Source organism: Ruminococcus sp. D54t1_190329_F1 (assembly GCF_015551645.1).
Classification (GTDB): Bacteria; Bacillota; Clostridia; order Lachnospirales; family Lachnospiraceae; genus Blautia_A; species Blautia_A faecis.
Genome location: NZ_JADNDC010000032.1, coordinates 1 through 24,340 on the forward strand (window position 1 = coordinate 1; position 24,340 = coordinate 24,340).

The 24,340-nt window shown below is 48.2% G+C and carries 29 protein-coding genes; 4 read left to right on the top strand and 25 right to left on the bottom strand.

Going from position 1 to position 24,340, the window contains the following annotated elements:
- Positions 1-332 precede the first annotated feature (332 nt).
- The 3 genes from I2D69_RS14350 (at position 333) to I2D69_RS14360 (ending at position 4,063) form a co-directional block, all read left to right on the top strand.
- Positions 333-2,402 (top strand): CHAT domain-containing protein, encoded by a 2,070-nt coding sequence (locus tag I2D69_RS14350; RefSeq protein ID WP_195380117.1) that lies wholly within the window; start codon positions 333-335, stop codon positions 2,400-2,402.
- A gap of 187 nt (positions 2,403-2,589) precedes the next feature.
- On the top strand, positions 2,590-3,213 hold the full coding sequence (locus I2D69_RS14355) for a hypothetical protein (RefSeq protein ID WP_195380118.1): 624 nt from the start codon (positions 2,590-2,592) through the stop codon (positions 3,211-3,213).
- Between the two features lie 187 nt (positions 3,214-3,400).
- Complete coding sequence (locus I2D69_RS14360) at positions 3,401-4,063, top strand: hypothetical protein (protein ID WP_195380119.1); 663 nt, start codon at positions 3,401-3,403, stop codon at positions 4,061-4,063.
- Positions 4,064-4,094: 31 nt separating this feature from the next.
- On the opposite strand, the gene I2D69_RS14365 is transcribed toward I2D69_RS14360, so the two are convergent.
- The 9 genes from I2D69_RS14365 to I2D69_RS14405 form a co-directional block, all read right to left on the bottom strand.
- Complete coding sequence (locus tag I2D69_RS14365) at positions 4,095-5,603, bottom strand: recombinase family protein (RefSeq protein ID WP_050005656.1); 1,509 nt, start codon at positions 5,601-5,603, stop codon at positions 4,095-4,097.
- Positions 5,604-5,692: 89 nt separating this feature from the next.
- Positions 5,693-5,869 (bottom strand): hypothetical protein, encoded by a 177-nt coding sequence (locus tag I2D69_RS14370; protein WP_167541534.1) that lies wholly within the window; start codon positions 5,867-5,869, stop codon positions 5,693-5,695.
- A 133-nt stretch (positions 5,870-6,002) separates the two neighbouring features.
- The gene (locus I2D69_RS14375; protein WP_242853486.1) at positions 6,003-6,206 is read right to left on the bottom strand and encodes a hypothetical protein; all 204 of its coding nucleotides are present in this window, start codon (positions 6,204-6,206) and stop codon (positions 6,003-6,005) included.
- A gap of 507 nt (positions 6,207-6,713) precedes the next feature.
- Positions 6,714-7,136, bottom strand: coding sequence for a sigma-70 family RNA polymerase sigma factor (locus I2D69_RS14380; protein ID WP_195380120.1), 423 nt, complete (start codon positions 7,134-7,136; stop codon positions 6,714-6,716).
- Between the two features lie 457 nt (positions 7,137-7,593).
- On the bottom strand, positions 7,594-8,670 hold the full coding sequence (locus tag I2D69_RS14385) for a hypothetical protein (RefSeq protein ID WP_021651276.1): 1,077 nt from the start codon (positions 8,668-8,670) through the stop codon (positions 7,594-7,596).
- Positions 8,667-9,542, bottom strand: a complete 876-nt coding sequence (locus tag I2D69_RS14390; protein WP_044961423.1) for an ABC transporter ATP-binding protein — start codon at positions 9,540-9,542, stop codon at positions 8,667-8,669. The genes I2D69_RS14385 and I2D69_RS14390 overlap by 4 nt, the downstream gene beginning before the upstream one ends.
- Positions 9,543-9,629: 87 nt before the next feature.
- The gene (locus tag I2D69_RS14395) at positions 9,630-10,808 is read right to left on the bottom strand and encodes a HAMP domain-containing sensor histidine kinase (RefSeq protein WP_044961421.1); all 1,179 of its coding nucleotides are present in this window, start codon (positions 10,806-10,808) and stop codon (positions 9,630-9,632) included.
- Positions 10,796-11,470 (bottom strand): response regulator transcription factor, encoded by a 675-nt coding sequence (locus tag I2D69_RS14400; protein WP_021651273.1) that lies wholly within the window; start codon positions 11,468-11,470, stop codon positions 10,796-10,798. The genes I2D69_RS14395 and I2D69_RS14400 overlap by 13 nt, the downstream gene beginning before the upstream one ends.
- Before the next feature lie 42 nt (positions 11,471-11,512).
- Positions 11,513-11,698, bottom strand: coding sequence for a helix-turn-helix domain-containing protein (locus I2D69_RS14405; RefSeq protein WP_050005652.1), 186 nt, complete (start codon positions 11,696-11,698; stop codon positions 11,513-11,515).
- A 147-nt stretch (positions 11,699-11,845) separates the two neighbouring features.
- Between I2D69_RS14405 and I2D69_RS14410 the strand changes: the two genes are divergently transcribed.
- The gene (locus tag I2D69_RS14410; RefSeq protein WP_004064252.1) at positions 11,846-12,211 is read left to right on the top strand and encodes a helix-turn-helix transcriptional regulator; all 366 of its coding nucleotides are present in this window, start codon (positions 11,846-11,848) and stop codon (positions 12,209-12,211) included.
- 169 nt (positions 12,212-12,380) lie between these two features.
- Here I2D69_RS14410 and I2D69_RS14415 read toward each other — a convergent pair whose 3' ends face one another.
- From I2D69_RS14415 to I2D69_RS14490, 16 genes are all read right to left on the bottom strand, one after another.
- Complete coding sequence (locus I2D69_RS14415; protein ID WP_195380121.1) at positions 12,381-13,796, bottom strand: relaxase/mobilization nuclease domain-containing protein; 1,416 nt, start codon at positions 13,794-13,796, stop codon at positions 12,381-12,383.
- A 79-nt stretch (positions 13,797-13,875) separates the two neighbouring features.
- Positions 13,876-14,166, bottom strand: coding sequence for a CD1845 family protein (locus I2D69_RS14420; RefSeq protein WP_118564839.1), 291 nt, complete (start codon positions 14,164-14,166; stop codon positions 13,876-13,878).
- Positions 14,167-14,340: 174 nt separating this feature from the next.
- On the bottom strand, positions 14,341-14,682 hold the full coding sequence (gene mobC, locus I2D69_RS14425) for a plasmid mobilization relaxosome protein MobC (protein WP_021419845.1): 342 nt from the start codon (positions 14,680-14,682) through the stop codon (positions 14,341-14,343).
- A complete protein-coding gene (locus I2D69_RS14430; RefSeq protein WP_003500078.1) occupies positions 14,682-14,864 on the bottom strand; it encodes a DUF4316 domain-containing protein in 183 nt (60 codons plus the stop codon). The genes mobC and I2D69_RS14430 overlap by 1 nt, the downstream gene beginning before the upstream one ends.
- 12 nt (positions 14,865-14,876) lie before the next feature.
- Complete coding sequence (locus tag I2D69_RS14435; protein WP_217498479.1) at positions 14,877-15,467, bottom strand: hypothetical protein; 591 nt, start codon at positions 15,465-15,467, stop codon at positions 14,877-14,879.
- Positions 15,468-15,599: 132 nt separating this feature from the next.
- Entirely contained in the window at positions 15,600-16,001 is a 402-nt protein-coding gene (locus I2D69_RS14440) for a cysteine-rich VLP domain-containing protein (RefSeq protein WP_195380122.1), read from the bottom strand.
- Positions 16,002-16,199 (bottom strand): hypothetical protein, encoded by a 198-nt coding sequence (locus I2D69_RS14445; RefSeq protein WP_005927616.1) that lies wholly within the window; start codon positions 16,197-16,199, stop codon positions 16,002-16,004.
- Complete coding sequence (locus I2D69_RS14450) at positions 16,196-16,843, bottom strand: DUF4366 domain-containing protein (protein ID WP_195380123.1); 648 nt, start codon at positions 16,841-16,843, stop codon at positions 16,196-16,198. Before I2D69_RS14450 ends, I2D69_RS14445 begins: the two co-directional genes overlap by 4 nt.
- A complete protein-coding gene (locus tag I2D69_RS14455; protein WP_005927622.1) occupies positions 16,830-17,096 on the bottom strand; it encodes a DUF4315 family protein in 267 nt (88 codons plus the stop codon). Before I2D69_RS14455 ends, I2D69_RS14450 begins: the two co-directional genes overlap by 14 nt.
- Positions 17,097-17,118: 22 nt before the next feature.
- Entirely contained in the window at positions 17,119-18,786 is a 1,668-nt protein-coding gene (locus I2D69_RS14460) for a C40 family peptidase (protein ID WP_195380124.1), read from the bottom strand.
- Between the two features lie 279 nt (positions 18,787-19,065).
- A complete protein-coding gene (locus I2D69_RS14465) occupies positions 19,066-21,393 on the bottom strand; it encodes a VirB4-like conjugal transfer ATPase, CD1110 family (RefSeq protein WP_243026484.1) in 2,328 nt (775 codons plus the stop codon).
- Between the two features lie 19 nt (positions 21,394-21,412).
- Positions 21,413-21,799: a PrgI family protein gene (locus I2D69_RS14470; RefSeq protein WP_003500106.1), complete on the bottom strand. Its 387-nt coding sequence runs from the start codon at positions 21,797-21,799 to the stop codon at positions 21,413-21,415.
- A 44-nt stretch (positions 21,800-21,843) separates the two neighbouring features.
- Positions 21,844-22,497, bottom strand: a complete 654-nt coding sequence (locus I2D69_RS14475; RefSeq protein WP_195380125.1) for a hypothetical protein — start codon at positions 22,495-22,497, stop codon at positions 21,844-21,846.
- Positions 22,498-22,506: 9 nt separating this feature from the next.
- Positions 22,507-23,148: a septation protein SpoVG family protein gene (locus I2D69_RS14480; protein ID WP_195380126.1), complete on the bottom strand. Its 642-nt coding sequence runs from the start codon at positions 23,146-23,148 to the stop codon at positions 22,507-22,509.
- A 42-nt stretch (positions 23,149-23,190) separates the two neighbouring features.
- Positions 23,191-24,057 (bottom strand): VirB6/TrbL-like conjugal transfer protein, CD1112 family, encoded by an 867-nt coding sequence (locus tag I2D69_RS14485; protein ID WP_005927637.1) that lies wholly within the window; start codon positions 24,055-24,057, stop codon positions 23,191-23,193.
- A gap of 40 nt (positions 24,058-24,097) precedes the next feature.
- A complete protein-coding gene (locus tag I2D69_RS14490; protein ID WP_016306504.1) occupies positions 24,098-24,313 on the bottom strand; it encodes a Maff2 family mobile element protein in 216 nt (71 codons plus the stop codon).
- Between the last annotated feature and the right edge of the window lie 27 nt (positions 24,314-24,340).

The following is a 24,340-nucleotide window of genomic DNA, read 5'->3' on the forward strand; positions in this document are numbered from 1 at the left end:
ACGGAGAGACAAGATAGAAGAAAAGCGGTTGTATTACTTGGAACTGGAAAAACTGTGCCAAAAGAGTTAAAAGAACGTTTGATGAATGATACATTGAAACATAATAGAAAGAAAAATAAAATGTAAATTTTCTGAAATTTAGATAATCAAAGTTATTGAAACTTTGATTGGGCATCGAAAGTTTTAATTATCTGGCGCATTGATTATTAGGGGGCGGTTCTTGATGGACTGTCCCCTAAAGTCCTTTTTCTTGTATGTTATGAATCTTTTTAGAGGTACACGGTACTAGCTATTTACCGTATACTTTGTAGTGTAGAAATGAGGGAATATAAATGGAATATTATTTTACATATTTTATAGTGTTCAAAAGTAATGAAAATGGTTTTAGTGGACCTATAGTTTTGTTTAGAAATTTAGAATCGGTAAAAAAGAATACTAATGGGACGATGCATCTGTTAGATGATGATTTGAATGGAACATTAGGTGCAATAGAGTATATAATGCATTTGCCTAGAAATGAATTTGATGTATATGATTTAGATGAAGAATTTATGGCATCATCATATGATACACCGCATCAAATTGTTCTTGTTCCAGATTATGTACTTGTTAATTTGAAGATAGATAATATTGCTCCCACTATGTTCATTTTAACTGAAGATTGCAGTAAAGATATAAAAAACAACTGTGAGAAAAGAAAACCATTGCTAGGAACATACTATACTCATGAGTTAAGCCAAGAATTGATCAAAAAGCAGTGGGAAAAAATTTGGCTGTCAAAAAGAACAAATGATTTTGAATTTGAGGAAGTTAAGGATATTAACATTCACTTTAGGTTAGAAGGAGAAAAACTAAAAGCATTACCGGCTCTTTATATTAGCCGACAATTTGGAAAAGCAAATGATTTACTGTTTGAGATATTCAATTGTAGTGAGATAGAAAAAAAGTGTATTGACATACAATGGAAAAACATATCGCATCTTAACGCCTTGATTTCAATGAAAAAAAAAGGTATAACTTGTTGGGATGATAAAGTATATGACGATGAGATTGTTAAACAAATGTATAAATTTGATATTAGTGTTGTGATAACTTTCCCCGGTATTCCTAAATCACAAAAAAAGTATGGCTTATCTGCCTGTATATTATCTGAAAATGAAAAACAAGCTATTAGGATAATGGGAGTACATAGAGCAATTGCACGTGGTGGAATTTTAATGGAATTATCATGCGCAGAAGAAGAATTATATAAAAAATATGGAGAACTTGAACAAAGATGTAAGAATGGAACAAATAATAAATATGTTTGGAAGACATTTAGCGATTTAGGAAAGCTACTTGGTAGTTGTTTTAATAGTTTTCAAATAGAAGTTCTAAAAAGAGCAAAAGATATTACTATATTTTCTGATTTTCCAATAGGATTAGCAATTTTAGAAAATGATGAAGTTCCATTGCAATGTTATAAAAGTATTTCTTATAGACCGTTGACCCCATTAACTAGACAATTGCAATTGGAATTACTTAAAAAAAACCAAGTTTATTTAGGAAAAAAATGTAAAGTTGCTATAGCGGAATGCATTATCAATAATGATGAGAATAAATATGTATATCTAATGAGTGATTTTGTGCGTAGTACATTGATTGACATGGAAAAAAAATATGAAGGTTTCTCAGTTACCTATCAACAAACTTATAGTGTTGAAAGTATACTTGAATTTATTAAGAACAATCAGGACGCAGATATATTATACATTTCAGCTCATGGATATTATAATATCAAACAAAATATGGCTGGAATAATGGTTGGCGAAGAATTTTGGATGGCTTCTGAGGATATCAATGTACCTCCGATAGTGATTTTAAGTGCGTGTCATTCTAGTCCAAGAGGAATGGGGGCTGTTAACATAGCAGATATGTTTATTCGTAATGGGGCTATTTCGGTTTTAGGAACATTTATTCCAGTAAATGCACATAGAAATTTGATTTTAATGACAAGATTGTTTACATATATTGTTGAGGCTCAACGAAAAAGTAGACAATATAAGACATTAAGTGACGCATGGTGTGGAGTAGTTGCGACAAATGCTATACATGAATTAATGTCTGAATCAAAAAGTTTTAATAAGTGGATGCATGATACAAATAGTAAAGGAAAGCCGAGAATAATTGAATTTCAATTAGAAAGGTGTGTTGGAAAGTTACGGCCAACACATATTTACTCAGATACTATAAAAATCATTAAAGAAATGTTAGCGGAAGAAGGTATGGAAGGAAGGTTTGGAAATATACTTAATACACGAGATTTTTTCCCAGAATCATTCTTTTATCAATTTATTGGGTATCCAGAAAATATTTTTTTATATAATGATATTTTTGAAGAAACGTACAGCAACCTACTTTAATGATTTTCATTTACGTGGATAAGATAATCAATGTCTTTCTACCCTTAAAGAAGCTGATCTTTTATCTTTTTATGGAGCTTATTTAAGTTTTGTTGGTGCGTTATCATTAGGCTTTTTCTTATATAAAAGAGAAGAAAAGATTTCATGTGGAGAAGGGATAAGAGAAGCTGCATTTTTAGAAGAAGGAATGGAAGAAAGTTCAAAAAAGTTTATGAATATAGAGTATTATGCTAAGAACGGAATTACGTTACCAATGATTCCACAATGGGAGATGTATTATAACAGTTTGGCAAAACATATAGGATATCAAGGTGCTGCTTTATATATGGAATTAGTGCACTTTTTTGAAACTGTAAGTAAATTAAATAGTGCTATTGAAACTAGGTCTGTAGAAGATGTAAGAATAATATATGAAGTATTTTTACAGTATGAATACTATAATTGTGGAGAGTATAATTATGTAGAAGCAAAAGGTGCATTGAATGCAATTTCTAATGGTAAATTTGAATTAAAGACTTGGATTGATGATGAACTGGATATAATACATGAATTAGAAGAAAAATATTATGATGTTGTAGAATTGTGGATTTATAATTATATGGCTATACATCAGATTGATGAGTGTAAACTTGTAATCATTGAGAAGGAATTGGTAGATGAGCTTCTTAAAAATTTAGAAATAGAAAGATGGATTAAATGTGAATGTGAAAAAAGAAGAATTGTTTTTGTTGTGGAGAATATTTCTTATGATATGTCTGTTAAATCTTCAATTTTAAATTATTCCAGTGGAACATATAGTAGGAAATATTAATAAAATGGAGAAATTTAATATATTTACTGTAGGAGTATTGTGATTTTTGTCGAGTTTAGTCGTATATATTATAAATAATCTGAGATGTATTGTAGTGTAAACGGGAGGAAAAATATGTTAAGTGGTCATTTGGTAAACTTTTATGGCATTAAAGAATTTAATAGGCCACAAATCAAAGGAGGAAACTTTGAAAGATTTTGAAGCATTTATAAAAACGTATTCAACTAGAGATTTTATATATTTTTTTTCTCAAAAATCTGTTGAAATATATAGAGAGCATATATATGGGGATGAAACCACTTTCGGATGTTCTATGACTTTTCCTTTGGAGTATTTTCAATATGGATTTTATTATAGAACTGGAAATGTGATGTTGCTTGCATGGGATATTCCTAATATGGCATATCTTTCCATTATAAACGCAAATGATTATAGAAAAAATGTAATGACAGAGGAAATGGTTGGAATAGGAGTTAACTTATATAGGGAATACGAAAACAAACATTCTGGAAGTGAGTATCTAAAAAATGCTGGATTGCCTGATATACACAAATTTGTAATGGGTATGAGTTATGAGCAGTTTAAGTATAGAAATCCTGAATGGATATATCAGAATTTTAATCGCAATTATCACATACTTATTGGTTCATCTAATATTAACCGGAATAAGCTCGTAGATGCCAATATGATTACAAAAGAACTTTTTGAACTTACTGTAGAAGAAACTCTGGCAGTGGAATGGACTGTTTTGTGGTTATGTTACAATTGCCCAGCACCTTTGAGTTTATCCGAAAAAAAATATAGAAAAAAAGATGAAAACATCGGTGTACAAGGGGTACAAACAAGATAAAATAGAAATGAGGGGCGATAGAGCGGAAATGTCAGATTTTCCACTCTATCTGAACACGGTCGCTGGTGGCCTTGATCGTAGAGATCAAACCATCGGCGGCTTTTCTTTTGTCGTCAAAATCTATGCTGTCCCAGTTGTCGAGATAATAGGACAACTTCTTTATCTGCTGGGGCGATATGGTTTCAACACTCAATTCGGCGATTGCCTTTGAAATAGTCTGGCGTCGGGTGTCCAGTTCTTCAATTTTTTTGTTAGCGTAGGCAAGCAAGGTCGCATTGGCTCCGGTCAGCGTATCCAGCAGCTTTTCAATTTCTGCCTCCACCTGTGCCAGTTCCACTTGATAGGCTGTCAGTTTCGGATTGACTTTTTCCTCCCTGCCGTGGAGTATCTGAAAATCTTTGAACTTTTCCTGCATGGCCGAGAAAATGAATTGCTCAAATTCTTCTTTGCGGATTTTCCCGCAGCCCGGACAGCCTTTATTTTCCGTCCGTTTGGTACAGCGGAAATACCCGGTGCTGTTTGGTACATGGGTGGCTTTCAGAGCATACCCACAATGACCGCACTTGATTTTTCCGGCCAGCCAAGTGTTCTTCGGTTTTCGTCCCTGCTGGAAGGTGGTATTTGCCATAAGTTTTTTTCGACATTTCAGCCATGTGTCAGAGGAAATGAGTGCTTCATGAGGAGCGATAACAAGTATCTGGTCTTTTAAGCACCTGTCCTTGTCCTCCTTCACATCCCGTCCCTGATAGAGATAGCAGCCGTTTGTTCCGGCAAAGTCAGAAGCGTCATTGACAATCGCTGCACCCTGACTCTTGAAAAATTCGTACAGATCCAAATCAGCCTGTGCGTAAACGGGGTTTCTTAAAAGCTGGGAAAGAAATGTACGGAACATGGATTTGCCATAAATTTTTATATCATGTTCCTCGAAGTATCGGGTAATATCTCCGAAGGAGGTTTCCGGTTCGGCGTACATTTCAAACATCAGCCGTACATGGTCGGCGGCTATGGGGTCAGCAACCATTTTCTTTGTGCGGATACCCTCTACCACAGTAGGCTCTAACTGATAACCGTATGGAGCCTGCCCGCTCATGTGGAAGCCTTTCAGGCACCGGGAATAGTAGGCGTCTGTGACACGCTTCTGAATTGTCTCACGTTCAAGCTGGGCGAATACAATGCAGATATTCAGCATGGCCCGGCCCATCGGGGTCGAAGTATCAAACTTTTCCGTGGAGGATACAAACTCCACATCGTACTCTTGAAACAGCTCCATCATCGTTGCAAAGTCCAGAATAGAGCGGCTTATACGGTCCAGCTTGTACACGATGACCCGCCGGACCTTTCCTTTGCGGATCTCGCCCAGCAGCTTTTGAAACTCCGGTCTGTCCGTATTCTTACCGGAATAGCCTTTGTCCTTAAATACCCGGCAGCTCCCGCCTTTCAATTCATACTTGCAAAAGTCGATCTGACTTTCAATGCTGATACTGTCCTTGCGGTCTACTGACTGTCTTGCGTAAATACAATCTTCTCTGATAAATTCCATATTGGGCTCCTTTCCTTGTTGGAATGGAGCTACCAACCTTACAACTATATTATACCATCAGCAGCCCCGGACAACAATGTTGCGAATGATTAGGGAAATCTGTCCCCATATTTGCTGAACACCTCAAAAAGACAGCGCTCAATTTCTTTTTTGCGCTGTTCTTTCTCCTTCGGGGGAAGTACCGGCGTGAGGCTTTCCAGCACAATGATCTTCCCTTGAAATGCGACAGACTTTGTTTCTCGTTCATAAGTGACAGCTTGCGTCATTGAAAACCTCCTTTGCGAAAGTGCGTGTATATGCCAGCCTTTCCCACTTGTCCCGTGGGGAAATGTCAAAAGACGGCACCCAGCAGGTGCCGCCCTTTGAGCTTTCTCCACTTCGGGTCGATGTGGCCCGAGGTCAGTAAGGACCGGAATGGTACTTTTCTTTGGCGTCCTCCACGCTGTTGAGGTCAAATACTTCATAAAGCTGCCCCACAACACGCCGTATATCCTTCTTTGAAAATCCGCAGTCCTCCATTGCCATAATGACATAACCGCGGCAGGCGTCATTGCTCCATTCGTCCGTTTCCAAGCCGGGGATCATTCCAAACGCATTTCCCATAAAGTGCTCCTTTTTTGAAAAGATGGGGAGCCGCGCCGGATCGGTTGGCCTATCATCAGACAGCATTGCCGGGGGCTCCCCATAGGTTTTCACTTCATTTCAGACACACCGGACGGACATAGGCTTCATGCCCCATAGTATTTCAACTCTCCCCATTCTGATGGCAAGGCGTTCTCATTGCCTGCGACGGCTCACGGCTTGCAAGGCCGCTTCAACGCTCGGACTGTGACTAAACGCAAGTATCCGGGTTCTGCGCCTGTTCCGGTGGAGCCAGCCTTGCCCCACCTATGGCATGGACCTGTTCGCTCGCTCAGTTTTACAAAGACTGTATTCTTTGAAATCCGAGGTCATGGCGGGTCTGTCACACAGCGCGTTCCCCTTCGTATCCGGGTGTCTTTTTATTCAATTTTCAATCTGCATGAGGCTTGTCTGAACCTCGGGCCATTGTGACCCGAAGTGTTTTGCCTCTCATAAGCCATTTCATTTTCCGGCCTAAATCGGTACGCCTTACAAAGAATTTTTCAAAATTTTTTCTAAGCGCCGCAGACCTCGCTCGATTGCGACACGAACCACTTTTTCATGGACGCCCTCTGCCAGGGCAATGTCCTGTTTGGTCATGCCGAGAATGAAATGAGCATAAATCCGTTTTGCCTGTTTGTCCGGCAGACTGGCAATCGCTGCGTGAAGTTCCTGCATGGTCACTTTCCGCTCATACAGTTCATGGGGAGATAAGGCAACAAAGACAGCTTCATGCTCCAGCCCGTCATCCCGATCAAGGGAATAGTAGGCTTTGTGGCGGTATGTACGCAGCCGGTAGGCAGCCTCTTTACGATCAAACTCTTTGAACATTTCTGCAACTTCTTCCGATACTTCCATGAAGCAATCCGATGTATAGAATGGGTAATAGTCCCGCAAATTGATAATAGTCATATTGACCTCCGTTTCGGTTGTTGGTTGATGAGTGACCGAAACGAAGGCGGCGGGGAGCGACACTGGGGAATGACTTCGGGCCAACATGACCCGAAGCAGCCCCATAAGAACACAAAAGCGCCCGGGCGGCATGAAGCCACACGGACGCATGAAATGACATAACAATTAAGGTTCCAACAAATTTCGCATACATAGCCGGAATAACCCGGAGGCGGAGCTATGCTTTTTTTAACTGATGTAGGTCATGGGTACTATGAAAAAAGGCAAAAATAGACACGGCGGCAATCCTCCTATATGCCGCCGTGGATTTACACGGTGTTAGGTCGTCGTTGGTTTAGGATAGACGAAAAGAAACGGCGGCTCTGAAAATCAAAGCCACCGCTTCATGGGCGTGTGAATGTGTCTGCTTTACGACGGCTTTTTTTCTTTTGCCGTCGTGCGGCAGATTATTCCATATTTATGAAACTTGGTGCTTCGCAAATATATGGCGAGAAAAACCAGCGCCAATTCCCAAAAAGATCAATGCCGTTGGGATTGCCCATATCGCATACAGCATACCGTTGCTCATTTGTTCCACCGATAGAAGCGAAACAGCCAGAACATGGTAGACAGGAAGAAGCCCGACCAATCGGAACAATGGATTTGTTTCCGGGATCGGCAGCAAAACCGGGAACAGAAAAATTGCCATTGCCGCAACCAAAGCTACAATCTGATTTTTACTGATTGCAGACATCAACAATGTAATTCCTGTAACGCTGATGGTACAGGTAAATGCCAACAGGATTTGATATTTGAGCAGCGTCCCACAGGTGATATTAAAAGGGATAAATGCTTCAACATATTCGCTGGGAGCAAATAGAATACTGCAATTCAATCCTTCCGTTCCGTAAAAAGCACGCGCAAGAAATAAGTTAAAAGCTACTATCAGCGCAGTGGTGAGAATGGCGGTGAGAATGCCAGCTACTACCTTTGCAGTAGCACATTTGGTTTTTCCGTATTTGCTTGTCAATATGATATTGTCAACGCCTTCATACTCGCCGGAGAAAATCGGAGCAAGCATGATGATAACCGCAAGAGCAAGCGCGATAAAAACCCGCACCATGTTTTTACTTGTTGAAAGCCAACCATCTACATAGCCAATTTTGATTTCTTCATTACCGAACACATCGGAAACACTCAATCCGTTCCAATTTCCGTTCAGATCTGAAAATCGTGAAAAGGCTGCGGATTGCATGGCGTTTTGGTAAATATAGGCCGCATTCAACCCATGCAAATCTGATGTCGGCGCAAAATCAGACATCATTTGTCGCACTTTTTCATCGGTCAGGATTCCTTCATACTTTGCTGCGATTTCCTTGTCGATTTCTACTGCTGCTTTGCCGGAACCTTCACCGGCGTTCTGGTCAAAAGCGTATTTGTTTTGATAGGTGGAAAAAGAAAGCAAAGCAGAGAATAGAAGTATCCCGATAAGGGTAACCATAGATAAACGCTTGGAAAAAATCTTCCGCAGTTCAAAATAAATTAGTTTTTTCATTCTTCACAGCCTCCTTTGAAATAGAACAGGTACAAATCTTCCAAAGTAGGCTGTACCCTTACTGCATTTTCCATCGGCGGACGATCTCCAACAATCCGCAGGATTGTCTGGTTTTCGCTGGTATTCCGCAGATTGCTTGTATTATAGGAAGCCGCGTATTTTTCCGCATAGGCAGTCGGAACCGTACATTCCCATACTTGACCGTTGATTTCAGAAGTAATCTCCTGCGGATTTCCAAAATGAATGATTTGCCCGGACTTCATCATAATGATTTCCTCCGCGATAAACTCCACATCGGAAACAATATGCGTAGACAGGATTACAATGCGGTCTTTGGAAAAGGCACTAATCAAATTGCGGAAACGGACGCGCTCTTTCGGGTCAAGCCCCGCCGTCGGCTCGTCTAAAATCAAAATGCGGGGATCATTGAGCATGGCTTGTGCAATCCCTAAACGCTGTTTCATGCCTCCCGAAAAAGTTTTGATTTTGTGCTTACTTTCCTTTGATAAATCTACCGCTTCCAGCAGTTCTTTTGATTTCTTCCGCGCTGCCTTCTCGTCCAAGCCTTTTAGGGCAGAAACATATAGCAGGAAGTCAAACGCTGAAAAGTCCGGGTAATATCCGAAGTGCTGGGGCAAGTAGCCCAAGAGGCTTCGATAGCGTTCACCCAGCCCAACAGCATTTTTCCCATTCAACAGTATTTTTCCGGAAGTGGGATTTTGGATATTGCAAAGCAGCCGCATTAGCGTTGTTTTTCCTGCGCCATTTGCGCCCAGCAAGCCGTAGACACCATTAGCCAGAGTAATATTCAAATCGTCTACGGCGATTTTGGAACCGAACTTTTTTGTCAGTCCAACTGTCTTTAATTCCATAAAAAAGCTCCTTTCTCCATAGGGAGCAATAAAATACTCTCCATGTGTTTTCATGGAGAGTATAGCGGGTAAATATCTATTTTTTATCTACAAGACAGGAGTTTTGAAGAAGGCGGAAACTTTTGCTCCCACTTCGGTATTTTCAATCCTCAGATAACCGTTATGGTGTTCACAAAGTAGCTTACAAATATATAACCCAAGTCCGAAATGCTCGGAATGGTTGCTTTCCCCTGTGAAGTACGGATTTGCGGCTTTTTGTAGGCTGTCTTTATCAAAACCATTCCCATCGTCCGATACGGAAAGCAGCAAACCGTTGTCATGCAAGGCGAAAGATATTGTTACCAAAGTACGGGCATACCGCACAGCATTAGAAATCAAGTTGTTGCATACCTGTGAGATAAATGCACTGTCAAGAGATAGCTGCAAAATAGGGATGTCATTTTGTAAAATCAACTCTTTTCCGTTTTTCGTACAAACGATTTTTGCGCTGTCATATAAAGAAGATACCAACGGTTGCAAGTCAATCAACTTGTAATCCGGCTGCGTATCTTCCATACGCCTAAGATTGCTCATACTGCTCACATAGTTTTCCATACGGGAAATATGCTTTCCCATTGTGGCGGCGGTTTCCCTCGTTTGGGAATTGTCGCTGGCTTGCAGCATTTCATTATAGCCTTTTAGTACCGTCAGAGGGGTACGCAAATCGTGAGCAAAAGCGGCGTTGAGTGCTTTTCTTTCTTCAACTTGCCGCCACATTTTAGAGAAATTATCCGCAAGGGTTGTCCGCATGATTTCAAAGGACGCGCAAAGCTGCCCCAATTCATCGTTGCTGTCATAGTCGATTGAAAAGTCCAAATCATTGTTCGCTATTTTTTCAGAAGCCGCCCGCAGTTCAGCAAGCGGTTTTTTCAGTTTATTTTTGTAAAACAATAGCGCAGCCGCTATGATACAGAATGCAGAATAAATAGGGGGTGTAACGGTTGGCAACAAATCTAATATAGCAAGCAATTGTTCGTCTTGTTCGTTCAAGACAGGCAGCTCCTTATAAATATAAGTTCCTTCTCCCAAACGTTCCCCCTGTTCATTCGTCAAGTAGTATTTTTCGCCAGTATTAGGGTACTTTTCATTGATTTTATCGGCGACAGTTTCACATACAGAAGCAGTCATAATTGATAGGGCAAGAGCGAACATAACAAAGAGAACAATATAGAGTACAAGACTTTTACGCAGAGATAAATTTTGTACGGGTCGCATTATTTTAACCATTTATATCCGCACCCCCAAACTGTTTCAATATATACCCGGTCTGTATATGCCGCAATCTTTGTTCGTATCCTGCGGATATGCTCTGCCACAACGCTGCTGTCGCCCTCGCTGTCATAACCCCAAATACGCTCATAAATCCGTTCTTTATCAAAGACCTGTCCCGGATTTTGAGAAAGCAGTTCCACAATATCAAATTCCTTTTTTGCAAGACCGACACGCTTATCGCCAAAGAACAAGCAACGTTCCGAATAGTCAATCGTCAAATCACCGGAAAACTTGACTTGCGCTTCAAAGTTGTGTCGCGCTTCCCGGCGCAGATGAGCGCACACCCGCGCTTCAAGTTCCATAAGTGAAAAGGGCTTCACAATGTAATCGTCGCCGCCAACAGCAAAGCCGTTTACCTTATCTGTATCTTCGATTCGGGCAGTCAGAAAAAGGATTGGGCAGGATATGTGATCGCGGATACGCTTGCAAACCTCTAACCCGTCCGTTCCGGGCATATTGATGTCAAGCAAAATAATATCCGGTTGTTTTTCCACTTGCTTTAGTGCTTCTGCACCATTGGAAGCAGGCAAGACACGAAAGCCCTTGCTTTCAAAAAAGCTGCCGAGCATAGAAACAATATCGCTTTCATCGTCAGCAATCAGTATCTTTGCATTCATTATGCTCACCTCCTAACAGCAAATATAGCAATCCTTTTTCAATTATTTATCTATTTTCCGAAAGTCTTTTGTACGAGCATCCATAGGCTTCTCCGCAGTTTTAGGGAGCAGCCAAACACCGGCCATTTTCACAGCGCCGAGGATACGCCCTCCGGCACAATAATAATTTACCCTACGAGGTGTCACGCCCCACTTTTCGGCAGCCTCTTTCAATGTCATATAGTCCATTTCGCACCTCCACAGGATATATTATAGTTCTCTACCTCGAATAATACAAGTTAGAGCCTACACGGATGCGAAATAAAATAATACTTAATGTAAAATCTCATTACATTCTCATAATTCAACCCGAAATGTAGAATGATATAGGGTGATATGAGAATGAACCAAGATGAAAGAAGGTTTGACTTTCACGGCCTCGGAGCGGCTCTCAAACGAGCCAGAGAAGAAAAGGGCTGGACACAAGCCTATGTTGCGGAATTAGTAGACCGTGACTCCCGTACCATTATGAATATTGAGAACAAAGGTCAGTATCCCAGTTTCGACCTTTTTGTTAAACTCATTACTATGTTTGACGTTTCAGTTGACCAGTTTATTCATGCGGACGGAGGGGCAAGGTCAAGCTCTTGCAGAAAACACATTGATGTGCTGCTAAACTCCATGAATGAAAAAGAGCTTGTCGTGATAGAAGCCACAGCCGAGGGTATTAAGAAAGCCAGAGAAACGGAGGTTCCAGAATAAGGGCCTCTGTTTTTTTGCGCCATTTTAGGGGCTGCCGCTAAGTGGCAAGCAATGCCTCTGTGGCCACAAGTGGCACAAAGGCGGCTTGTTGGGGCTCGCCCCAAACCCGTATCTTCGGGCCAACATGGCCCGAAGTGTCAGCGTCGCTTTGCTCCTTGTTTTCATAACCTTAACGCTCCTTTTCCTGCTTTCTTCCCGGTTCGGTGTAGCCCATCAGAGTGTCAATGTTCGCTTTGATCGTGACGATCTCCTGCATATCCCGTCGTGCCTTTTGATATTCTCCATAGAGCTGTTTTTTCTTTGCTGTGAGCTTACGGCCTTCTTCCTTCAGCACATCCATTTTGGGGAGCTTCGCCCCGCCCAGCAGAGAGCGCATTTCCGCTTGTGCAGCCCGGTACAGTTCAAGGTCGGCCTCATGCTCCGCAAGGAATTTCCGGCTGTACTTCGTCGCCTTATACTGCTCAAAGACTGGACGGGTTTTGGCATACTGAACCGTTGCGGCCTTTAGCCCGGCATTGGTTTTCATGGCCTGCTCCGTCTGCTTGACCTGTTCGGAAATAACATGGAAACGGTCTGCCGCCTCGGTGGCTTTCTTCGCCAACTGCTCATAATCGGTCAGGTTATTGTCCTGTATATAGGCAAGAGCGGCGGCCATCTGCTTAATGTTAAATACCTTCGCCCAGCGTTCATATCCCGGCCCCTTACCGGCAGCCAGCTTTGCTTGAATATCCACCGCCAGACTGATTTTCCGCTCCGAGCGCCCGGGGCGTTTTTCTTTGCCCTCAATGGCGGACAGAACATCTTGCAAGTCGTAGCCGTCCCCCAACGTGGAGGCACGCAGACGGGTGAAGCGTTCCTGTCCCTGCCCGGTCAGCCGGAAGCTGATACCGCCGCCCCGAACCGTCTTGACCTCATACCCGGCCCGCTTCATCAAATTGAGAAATTCGTCCAAATCAGCGGGGCGTTCCGCCAACGCAGTATCAATGGCAAGGCGCAGCCTGTCCTGATAGGAAAGCGGCCCTTTCCGGTCTTTCTGCCACTCTCCATAGTTCCGATACTTGCCCTTGCTCCGGGGCTTCGGGTTCTCCACGATGGATAGCCCGTTTTCAAGGCACAGCCTGTCAGAGAGCCGCCGAAGGGCGAAGCTGGAGCCCCAAAAATTTCGGAATTTCCGGGTGCAGTCAAGGGTGGTGGAGTTGTAATAAATGTGACAATGGATGTGCTGCTTATCGGTGTGCGTGGTAACGATAAAAGCGTGCCGCCCCTTTGTCCAGCGCATAGCCAGCTCATAGCCGATACGGTTCGCCTCCTTCGGGGTGATCTCGCCCGGATAGAAGGATTGTCGTATCTGATAGCACAGCACATTATTTTCTTTCTTCTGTTCCCGGCCCGTCATAGCGGCATAGCTGGCCTTTGCCAAAAGGAACTCGTCCGCCACGGTGGCCGGATCACATTCATAAGCGGAGATATACTTTCCGCTTTCTGTTTTCTTCGGGTCCTTGCCATAGTCCAGACAATCCCGGATAGCCTCAGCAATCGTTTCGCCTTCGCCCGCATGGCGCTGTAACAAAGTTGTGGTAGCCAAAAATCATTCCTCCTTTCCATGAGAAAGGGGCGGCCCATTCAGACCGCCCCGACTTCGGGCCAGTATGGCCCGAGGCTGCTTAACTTGCCAGAAACCGGTACAGAGCGGATTTGCCTCCGTCCAGCGCCCAAAGAAGGGAGCCCGCCGCCGCTTGCAGTCCATACGGCGAAAGAAGGAAGGCAAGAAACAGAAATACAATCCCGCCTATGGGCGTCGGCGTGAAAAAAAGAGCGACACCCAGCACCGCCAGGATCACAGAGGCAATCGTCAGCAGGACGGCACAAATCTCAAACAGAAACACCAGCAGAGCCGCCAGAAGGGACAGCGCCAAAGCAAAGGGAGCAACCAATATTTTCAGCAGTATCTTCATCTTCAAAACCTCCTTTATCTATCCTTTCTACCTCTATTTTATCATGCCTGCCCGGGGACATAAATGTTGCGAAAGATTAGTAAATCCTGTCCCAAACCTTCGGGTCATGCTGGTCCGAAGTGGTAAAAAAGAGCAGGGCGGCAAGCCCCGCAACGGAAGCCTGCCGCCCTCGTCTTACTTTGCCACCAGCTCGGAAAGCTCCCGCAGCACCTTTGACACCTCGCCCCACAGCTTTTCATAGTCCCGCTTCAATCCGTCGATTTCCTCCGGGTACACGCCGTAGGTATGCGCGTGTACGGCGACCTGATTGAGATTGTTGGAACAGCGTCTTTGCAGAGAGATCAGCTCTTTTATGGGCGCAAGGTCAACGTGCAGGATATACCCGTTCAGAGCCATCTTCCGCACATAAGCCCCGGCATTGGAAATGCCCGCCTCGGCCATCCGCTCATGGATGGCCGCCAGCTCGTCCGGCGTTACCATAACGTGCAGATGGACATTCCGTTTGCGGTTCTCCATCAGCGTTCCAGTTCCCGGCCTTTCCGGCGCTCTTTGGGCTCCTTTACCTTGTCCAGCGGCTTTGCGTCCAGCTCCGGGGGCGTGGGCGGGATGGGCGTATTGTTGGGTACGCCGTCGATCATGTTGCAGTTCTGCTCCGTGGAGAGTTCGGCGGTTTTCAGATAGTTGTCTTTTTCGTGCATAACGATCCTCCTTTATCGTTCCTCATGGTTTTTATGGCTCCGCTTCTGGCCGGGCTCCTTCGGGGGTTTCTGCCCTCTGGTTCCTTCTTTAAGCCGGGCGGTAATGGATGGGCGCACCCGGTCAGGATTGCCCGGTGCTGGTTTCAGCTCGTAGTCCTCCATCTGCTTTTCGGTCAGCGGCTTTGCATAGGTCAGTTCGCCCCATGCCATCAGCCTGCCGTCTGCCACAGGACGCCGCCTGTCGTCATCGTAGTTGACGATGGAAAGAGGCTGGTTATCCGGCGGCTTCGGGTAAGTTCCTATGTCCACGGGCCGCTGGGTGGAATAATAGCGGTAAACGCCCTCCGGTCCCAGCTCGGTATGCTTGACCGCCGCATGGTAAAGCTGCTGATAGTCGTCCACCCGGCGGTCAAAGTCCCTCTGCGCCCACGCCTGACTGGTTCCATAGCGGCCCCAGTAGTAATCCCGATGGCCGTTTTCCCCCTCGGTAAACTGCCAGGTCACAAAGGGGCTCGGCGCTCCCGGATTATGCCCCAGCGCAAAGCCGTGTCCGGTTTCAAAGGTGGCAGCTTTCAAAATCACATATCCTTGTACTGTCTCCAAGAGATCCCTCCTTTCTGTGCCTCGGGCTAACATGACCCGAAGTGCTGGATGTTACGAAATAAGAGGGCAGACCGGGGAGAAATGTAATAAGATATTCCCACCCCGGAAACACCCTCCAAAAAGCCCGGAATGTCAAGCCTTTGGAGGCGGCAAATCGTAACAGCCGCCCGGCCTTTTCTCCCGCATTTTCCTCATGCGTTCCCGGCTTTTCCGGCGGTTCCCTTCGGCTTTGCAGGCGTCGGAACAGTAGGCTTGACGCCCCTCGGGCAGAAATACCTTTCCGCAGACCGCACAGGCCCGCAGCTCCGGGGAGATGCCTTCCGTTGTCAGCGCCGCTTGAAGCTCCGGGTCAAGGGGCAGGACAGCCTCACGGAAATAACGGCAGTACGCCCCTGTCCAGCACTTGTGCAGCATATAGCAGGCACAGTCCAGAGGAAGGCACAGGCCGCTTTCCCGGTCATAGTTGGCGCACATCCCCGTGACAAGGGAACGGATTTTCTTCTTCTCGTCACGGGTCAGCTCCCGGGCGTCCATTTAAGACTTCGGGCCACGATGGCCCGAAGGGCGGGGCTCCACGATCAGCGCCCGGAACTTCTTCCGGCACTGTTTTTTCTTTCCTTTGCACTCCTTGTAATAACGGCATCCCTTACAAGGGTCGTCATTGTCCCAGCCGGGGTGCGGTACTTCCTTCATCATTCGTTCAAAAGGGCTGCTTGTAAAATTCATTCTCATTCCTCCGTATCTTCCTCCCATGGCGGGGTATCTTCGTCCTCGGGTTCCTCTGCGATCTCCTCCAGCTCCCCGTCCTCATATTCGCAGTAATCATCTTCCAAATCCGGGGCTTCATGCTTCGGCTTGTAAATCTTGAAATAGTAACCAATTCCACCGCCGGCCAGCACCACCGCACCGATCAGGAGCAGAGAGAGAAGGGGACTGTCCTTTTTCTCCGGCTTGGGTTCCGGTACTTCCTCCACCGGTTCAGTGGGCTTTGGCTCTGGCTCAGGGGTCACTTCTTTGGGCGGTTCCTTACTCTGTTCAGCAAGAGGCAGAAGGTCGTCTGTGGTAACGGTATTGAGGAAATAGACGTTCTCGCTGGTTTTCTGTTTGTCGATCACCAGATAAAACACGCTCTCGTCTGCTGTGGTGATGGTGTAGAACTCCTTTCCATCCTCGTCGGTGGCGTTGTCCACCACGGTTCCCGTCCCGTCCGGGGTAAAGGGGTTCTGGGTTTCCGGCTCTGCTTCGGTTTCTGCCGGGGCGGGAGCTGTCTCCGGCTGCGGCTCGCTGCTCTGGGCGTAGGCCGGGACCGTAAAGATCAGGCAACACAAAAGGCTGGCAGCCATCGCCGCCAGCCTGCGGTATTTAATTTTCTTCATGGGCTGTGTCCTCCTTTTCGGGTGCCTCCGGCTTCGGGTCAGTATGGCCCGAAGCGGTAAGGCTGTTTTTGGGGTCATTCAGAAATGCCATCAGCTGGGCGGGCGTCAGTTTAAGGGAGCGCACCGCCTGCACGATCTGGCTGTTTTCTTCCTCCTGTTTCTGCTTTTCCAACTCCCGGATTTTGGCCTGCCACTCAGCAGCCTTCTCCCGTGCTTTTTCCAGTTCCTTATCGAGCTTGTCGATCTTGTTCATGCAAGGACTCCTTTCCTCTGGCTCACAAACGCCCGAAGGCATAGAAATGTGTCTGCCAGTAGCTTGAATTGATGTTTGCGTATTGGATGGGCGAACCACAATGAAGCATCATCCCGCCGCCCACATAAATCCCCACATGGGATACAGGGCCGGGGCTGTCATAGGTTCCCGTGAAAAAGATAATGTCGCCGGGCTTTGCCTCGGAGGGGGAAATGATAGCACACTGGTTGTAAATGCCCTGCGCCGTGGTACGGGGCAGGTTGTGGACGCCGCTGGCCGTGTACACCCAGCAGACAAAGCCCGAACAGTCAAAGGAGGTGGACGGGCTGGAGCCGCCCCACACATAGGGCCAGCCGATGTACTTTGTGGCTTCTTCCATGAGCGCCGCAAAAGCCGGGTCATCCAGCGCCTCGCCGGGTATCTCATAGCTGGGGCCGGTATCTTCGCCGCCGTTGTAAATCCCTTCCCACAGATAGGGCTTGTTGCCTTTGAGCTGCTGCATAACGGTGTAGATTTCCCGCTGCTGTTCGTTAAGCCTCGGCAGGATCACGGCAGGCAGTGTTTTGTTTGTGAGGGTCACATTTAAGATGTAATACTCATAGGGGACTTCCTCGGTGGTGGTTTCCCCGGTCTCCGGGTCAGTGCTGGTTTCGGTGCGGTAGCGTATCTCGACTTCCTCTGTCAAGGTCAGCTCATACTGTGCCTCGAAGATTTCTCGCAGTTCGTCCTGCACCTGTTCCCGGAAATACACATGGTACTTTGCCGAGAGATAGGACGCCAGCTCATAGGGGTTATGGCCGATCTCGTCCACGGAATAGCGGTACTCGTCATAGCCGGGATGGGTGCTTTCAATGTTCGCTACCGTCTGCGCCAGCTCGTTTTCCAGTGCCGTGTAGTCCTCGTCTACGCCCAGCAGGTCCGTATCCTCCGAGGCGTAGGAGGTGCCGGATAACGCATTGGCAAGGCCGCTGCCAAGCGTGGGGAAGATGGAGCTTACCGCCGACACAAGAAAACAGAGCAGCAACAGCAGGAGCAGGACCAGCACCGCCACGGGATGGCGGGTCACAAACTGCGCCGCCCGCCGGGTCGCAGTTCCCGAAGCGGCAGCGGTTTTCTTTGCGGCCTTTGCGCCCTGTTTTGCAGCCGCCTTTGCTTCTTTGGAATACCGGCGTTTCAGTTTCCATTTCTGCTGCACACGGGAAAGCGGATTGCTGGCAAGCTCTGGGTGCTCGGAGGCCATCTTTTGAAAATCCACATTGGCCCGGGCTTTTATGTCCTTCCGTTCCCACTTTGCCACCTTCCGGGCCGGGTGTTCCCGGTATCTCCGTTTGGCATACCGGGTCAGTTTCCGGGCTCCGGCCTCGGCCACAAGTTCCGACTTATGGGCTCCTTCCACACCCACATTTTCATGCTCAACTTCGTGGATTTTGTTGTGGAGATAAAACCATGCTTCGGTGCGGGCTCCCCGGACAGCTTTCTTCGCAAGCCCCGGCGGCTTCTTCGCTGCCCGTTTTGCCTCGGTCTTGTCCAGTTTCTCCCGGGCCTTTCCCAGCTTTTCCCCGGCGTGTTCCGCTTTTGCCTGTGCTTTCTGGTACTTGTCCTTTTTGCTCCCGGCCTTCTCGGCGGAGCCCTCCAGCTCCTGTGCCTTGCCGGTATCCTGCGGCCTGCTCGCTTCATCTTCCTGCCTCATGCGGTCAGAGGGACGGCTTTTCCGTCTGTCCTCTTGAAACTTGCCGCTTTTGGACTTCGGGCCATCATGGCCCGAAGGACTGTCCTGCCCGGTATCCTCGTCCTTAAACCGCAGGCGTCGGGATGGTGCGGGGGAAGGCCCTTCCCGTTCAGCCGGTCCGGGGCGATTGCTCCCGGTATCCTCCGTCGGCCCCGGCCTTTGAAAATTCCATTTATCCGGTTTCTTTCCGATGATGTATCCCTCCTTTCCAAACCTCGGGCCAGCATGGCCCGAAGTGCGTTATGCCCGGTTCATTTCCTGTTTTTTGTCCTCCGGGCGGGTGGTCATAATGGCGTACAGCTCGGTATTCTGCGGGAAGCGGTCAACAAACGGGATGGTGGTATTCCCGAAGAACAGCAGCCCTTCGCCGGAATTGGTATGGGTCACATAGGAAAGCTGGTGGGGGCTGATCCCAAGCTGTTTGGCTAAAATCTGCCGGTCGCCCTGTGCCTGCGAGAGCAGCACAAGGAAGTCCGAGTTTTCAAAGATATTCTCGATCTCCGGGCTTGCCAGAAAATCCTTTACATTCTGCGTTAAAGCACTGGGAACGCACCCTTTTTTTCGCAGCATTTTCCAGATCGCCACACAATAGCTTGCCGTCAGACGGTCACGGAGCAGCACATGAAATTCGTCAAAGTAACACCATGTGGCGATACCGCGGAGGAAATTCATGGACACCTGCGAGTTTACCAAGTCCTGCATAATGAGCATGGCAATCGTCCGAAGCCCGGCCCCCAGCTTTTTTAAGTCAAGGCATACCAGACGGCGGTTTAAGTCCACATTGGTTTCATGGTTGAACACGTTAAGGGAGCCCGACACATAAATTTCAAGGGCCGTCGCCAGCCGCACCGCCTCGCCCTCCGGCTGGGAACAGAGCAGGTCATACAGGGTTTGGAGGGTCGGCATTTTGCTTGTTTCCGGGTCCTGCAAGTGTTCCCGGTACATCTGGCGCACACAGCGGTCAATGACGGTACGCTCCACCGGCTGCAAGCCGTCCTTGCCGCCGACGATCAGCTCCATCAGCGACAGGATAAAGTCGGCTTTCAGCGCCATCGGGTTTTCCTCGTCAAAGCTCAAATCAATGTCCATCGGATTGATGTGGTGGGGGCTGTCCGGTGCGATCTCGATGACCTGTCCGCCCAGCCGCCTGATAAGGGGCGAGTATTCGCCCATCGGGTCCACCACGATAATGCGGTCTTTTGTGGCAAGGAACACGTTCACAAGCTCCCGCTTTGCGGCGAAGGATTTACCGGAGCCCGGCACACCGAGGAACAGGCCGTTGGGGTTTTTGAGCTTTTTCCGGTTTGCCATGATGACGTTATGGGAAAGGGCGTTGAGCCCGTAATAGACGGCTTCGCCATCCATGCGGAGCTCCTGCGTCATAAAGGGAACGAAAATGGCCGTGGAGCTGGTGGTCATGCCGCGCTTGATCTCAATGCCGTTATGGCCCAGCGGAAGGCTGGAAAGAAAACCGTCCTCCTGCTGGAAGTCCAGCCGCTTCAAGGTGCAGTTGTATTTCTGGACGATACCGGACACCGTGAACAGGTCGTTGTCCAGCTCCCGGCGGGTCGGGGCCATGTTTACCACAAGGAAGGTCAGAAGGAACATTCTTTCATTCCGGCTCTGTAAATCTTCCAAGAGGGTCTTTGCGTCGTTGCTGTACGTTACAAGGTCAGGCGGGAGTATGTCCATGTCGTACCCTGACCGGGCTGCCTTTTTTTGTTCCTCCACTTTCATCTTGTCAATGTCGGAGACTTTGGCCTTGATGGATTTTACGGCGGCGGCCTGATCGACGGTCTGGATATGGAGGGTAATGGTCATTTCCGCATCCATTTCCAAAAGCTCCGCCAGCAGCTTGTCCGAGAGCTCCGAGGCCAAAATCTGCAAGTAAGAGGCAGCGCCCCAGGTCGTCCCCACCCGGAACAGTCGGCTGAAACGGAAATCGAAGCTGTCCGGGGCGATAAAGTCTTTGGTGGAAAGCCCGGTTTTGGGGATCATATCCCATGAAAACCGGAAGGGGGAGCCGCTGCCGGGGTGGAGTTGCCCGTGAAGAAGCTCCAGCCGTTCCAGCCCCGAAAGGGAACGGCACTTGACGCCCAGCTTTTTGAAGTTCCCGCAAATGTCCGCCTCTACACGTTCCAGCCTTGCCCTGGCGGTGGGAAGGTCGTCCACGTTCACGCCGAAGGTCAGGAGCTTTGTGCGGACAATGCCGTTGTTGCTTTTGGCGATCTGGTTTTCCAGCATTTCCACATACTCACACCGGACGCTGTTGTAATCATCGTCCTGCATGGGGATGTTCACGCTGTACCGGCTGCCCGGGCGGCTCCGGTGGTTGAGGAAGGAAAGCTGGAACGGAAGGCTGCTGTCAAAGTAGTTGAGGCAGGCGCTCCACCCGTCAAAGATGGCTGCCTGATCTTCGGACTGTGCGAGCTGGTAGTTGATGTCCTCGTATTCAATGGTTTTGGTGTAATAGCGGTCCGCTACCCGGCACACCCCGTCCCGGTACATTTCCCGGTAAGGGAGGGTCTGCTGGGCGGTGGTGGGAATGTTCTTTCCTTTCGTGAACAGGCCGGTAAGGCCCTGCTTTTCAGGCTTTCTGCCTGCGGGCTTTCCGGCCCTTCTGCTGTTTCGCAATCGGCTGCGCCTCCTTTCTGGCGCTAAGCAGCGCATAGAAGTTTTCGGTTTTGTAAGGCCGCACACGGGGATAGAGGAACCGGGTGCGGATGATGTTTTTCAGCACTTTTTCCAGCGGCAGACCGTCTCGTTCATACATAGCCAGAAAGAAGAACGGGAGCATGAGGCCGATCATCAGGAACATGGCGGCACTGTTCCCGATACTGCCACGGGAAAACAGGTAAGCCGGGAGGCCCACCGCCGCTGCGCTGGAAAAACAAACAAGCTGGCGCTTCGTTAGGTTGAAGGCCAGCTTTGTCTTGATTTTGGAAAGGTCTTTTGGTACTGGCACATAGGCCATTTTGGTACACCTCCTTTATTGCTTCGGGCCAGCATGGCCCGAGGTTATCTTGCGGCCTCTTTGGCCGGGGCTGTGCTGCGGGCAGCTTCGGCGGCCTCTCGTCCGCTCTGCCTTGCCCGCCAGTATTCGGGGTGATACTGCCGGATGGACTGATTGAGTTTTTCTTCAAACTGTCCTTTGTCCTTAATGCGGTCAGGGATTTTCCACAGCTTTTTGTCCAGCAGCTCCCGGAGCACTACGCTTTCCTGTGCGTCCTCCTCATAGCAAATATAGCCCTTGTCCTTGAAGCCGCATTTTTTGGCCGCTGGGGAGAGAACGGCGGCTACCTCGTTTGCCACCATCGTTCCGCCGTGGCTGGCGGTAGATACCAAAAACACCCCCGGACAGAGGGTTTCACAATTCTGCACCTCGCCCCACGGGGAGCTTTTCGGCGCATGGAACATTCCGCCCGTCCGGCTCCGGTCTGCCTGCATGAGCGCCGCATTTTCCAATATGGCGCGAAGTTCCGGGGAAAAATAGGCATATTCCCGAAGGACACGGGCAGCCTCCCCGCCGCAGGCGTTCATCAACAGGGTATAGGCGTCGCTGTCCGCTTTGGTATAGCGGCCCAGCAGTTTTCCGTCGTAATAGCAGGCCGCGTCATAGCCCGTCCGTTTGCGTGGCATGGTTTCCGCCTCCTTTCTGCTTCGTGCCAGCATGGCCCGAGGTCAACGCTCTGCACTGCGGCTGGGCTTTTCCTTCGGAGGCCGCTCTGCCTTTGCCTGTTCGGCAGCCGCTTTTCCGGCTTTGAGCTGGTCGCTGATGGACGCACGCCCCACAGAGCCGCGCTCCGCCATCTGTTCCAGCTTTGCCTCATAGGCTTGCAGAACAGCAGTATTGAGCTGTTCCCGGAACTCCTTTGTGACAGGGTAGGCCATATCCCGATAGCCGCCTTTGCCGTCCGGCTGGCTGGGCATCCCAAGAAAGAGGCCCTTGCTGCCCTGTACGATTTTCAGATTTTCCACCACAAAGCAGTCATTGAATTTCACGCTGGCAAAGCCCATCAGATTTTTCACAGGTTCGATGACCCGCACGCTTACATCCAGCTTCAACGGTGCGGCCGGGGTGGTGTTTGCAACCTTTTCCTGCATGGTTTTCTCCTTTCCGGCGGGAACAAGGTTCCCGTCCTTGTAGTCATAGCCTTCCGCCCGGAGTGCCGCCAGCGTGTCCGCCGATACGCACCCGGACAGTTTCAGATCGGTTTCCACCATAAAGCGCATGGTGTCTGCTTTAGAAAATTCTTCGGGGAGCTTTCCATAGAAAGCCGGGTGCGGCTGTCCGTCCGCACCCTGTTTGTAACGCCGAGGCATACCGCCTCCTTTCCGCTTCGGGTCAGCATGGCCCGAAGTCTCTTAATGGCAGCCGAAGATGGATTTTGCAAGACTGCCTGTTTTGAATAAGGTAAAACACAGCAGCACCGTATATCCCACGCAGCCCCAGATCGCCCCGATGGGGTCGCCGTCGGTGGCGATACTCTGGATCAGCACCGCATAGATGGCGACACAGACTAAGATCAATAGACCTTGAAAGCCCACCGCAAAGAGGGAGCGGAAATAGTTCTGCCCCATGTGTCCGGTTTCCCTGTTGGGGACTGTGGCAAACGGGATAGGCGCTAAACTTGTGAGTAAATAAATTTCAATCATACGGCCATATACGATGACGAAAATCACGATGTTTAAGGCAATCATGGTAAGCTGGATCAGGAAGGACTGGAGCCAGAGTCCGAACAGAGGGCCTAACTCCATCGCCTCAAGCTCTGTCCGCAGACTGTCCAGCACATCCGGCGTGATCTCTGTCCCGTTCTGGATAATGCCCGCTGACTGCTGTATCACATGCTGGCTCACATCAAAGACCGCCAGCACGATATTGAAGGTATTCGTCAGGATCATCACAGCCACAAAGGTTTTGAACACCCACTTAAAAAACATCCATGTGTCAACTTCATGGAGGTTGTTGCGTTCTATGAGCATCTGTATCAGTTCATAGGTCATAACAAAAGTGAGGATGACCCCGGCGATTGGCAGAATGGCAGTTTCGGAGATCTGTCGTATCATGGAAAAGACCCCGGCGTTCCAGTCCGCCGGGGTCGTGCCTACCTGTGTGGCGATCTCGCCAACGCTCTGATTGACGTTATCGAAAAGGCCATCCAGATTTCCCATGATACCATCGACGAGCAGACCTTTCAGCCATTCAACGATTGCGTCGATGATAAAGTCCATACATCAGCTCCTTTTCTGGAAAAGGGACAACGGGTGACACTTAGCTGAACAGGCCGGACAGCAGAGGGATAAGCTGAAGGCCGATCAGAACGACACCGCCGCCCGCCATGAGCTGCTTAATGCCCTGTGATTTTGCCGCAGGGTTATCCGACCCGTAACCTTCCAGAAGGTTGATGACGCCCCATACCGCCAGACCAGCGCCAAGAGCCATGACCAGAATTTTAAGAATGTCGATTGCCTGATTGAAAAATTCCATATACGTTCCTCCATTTTGTTTGTTTGA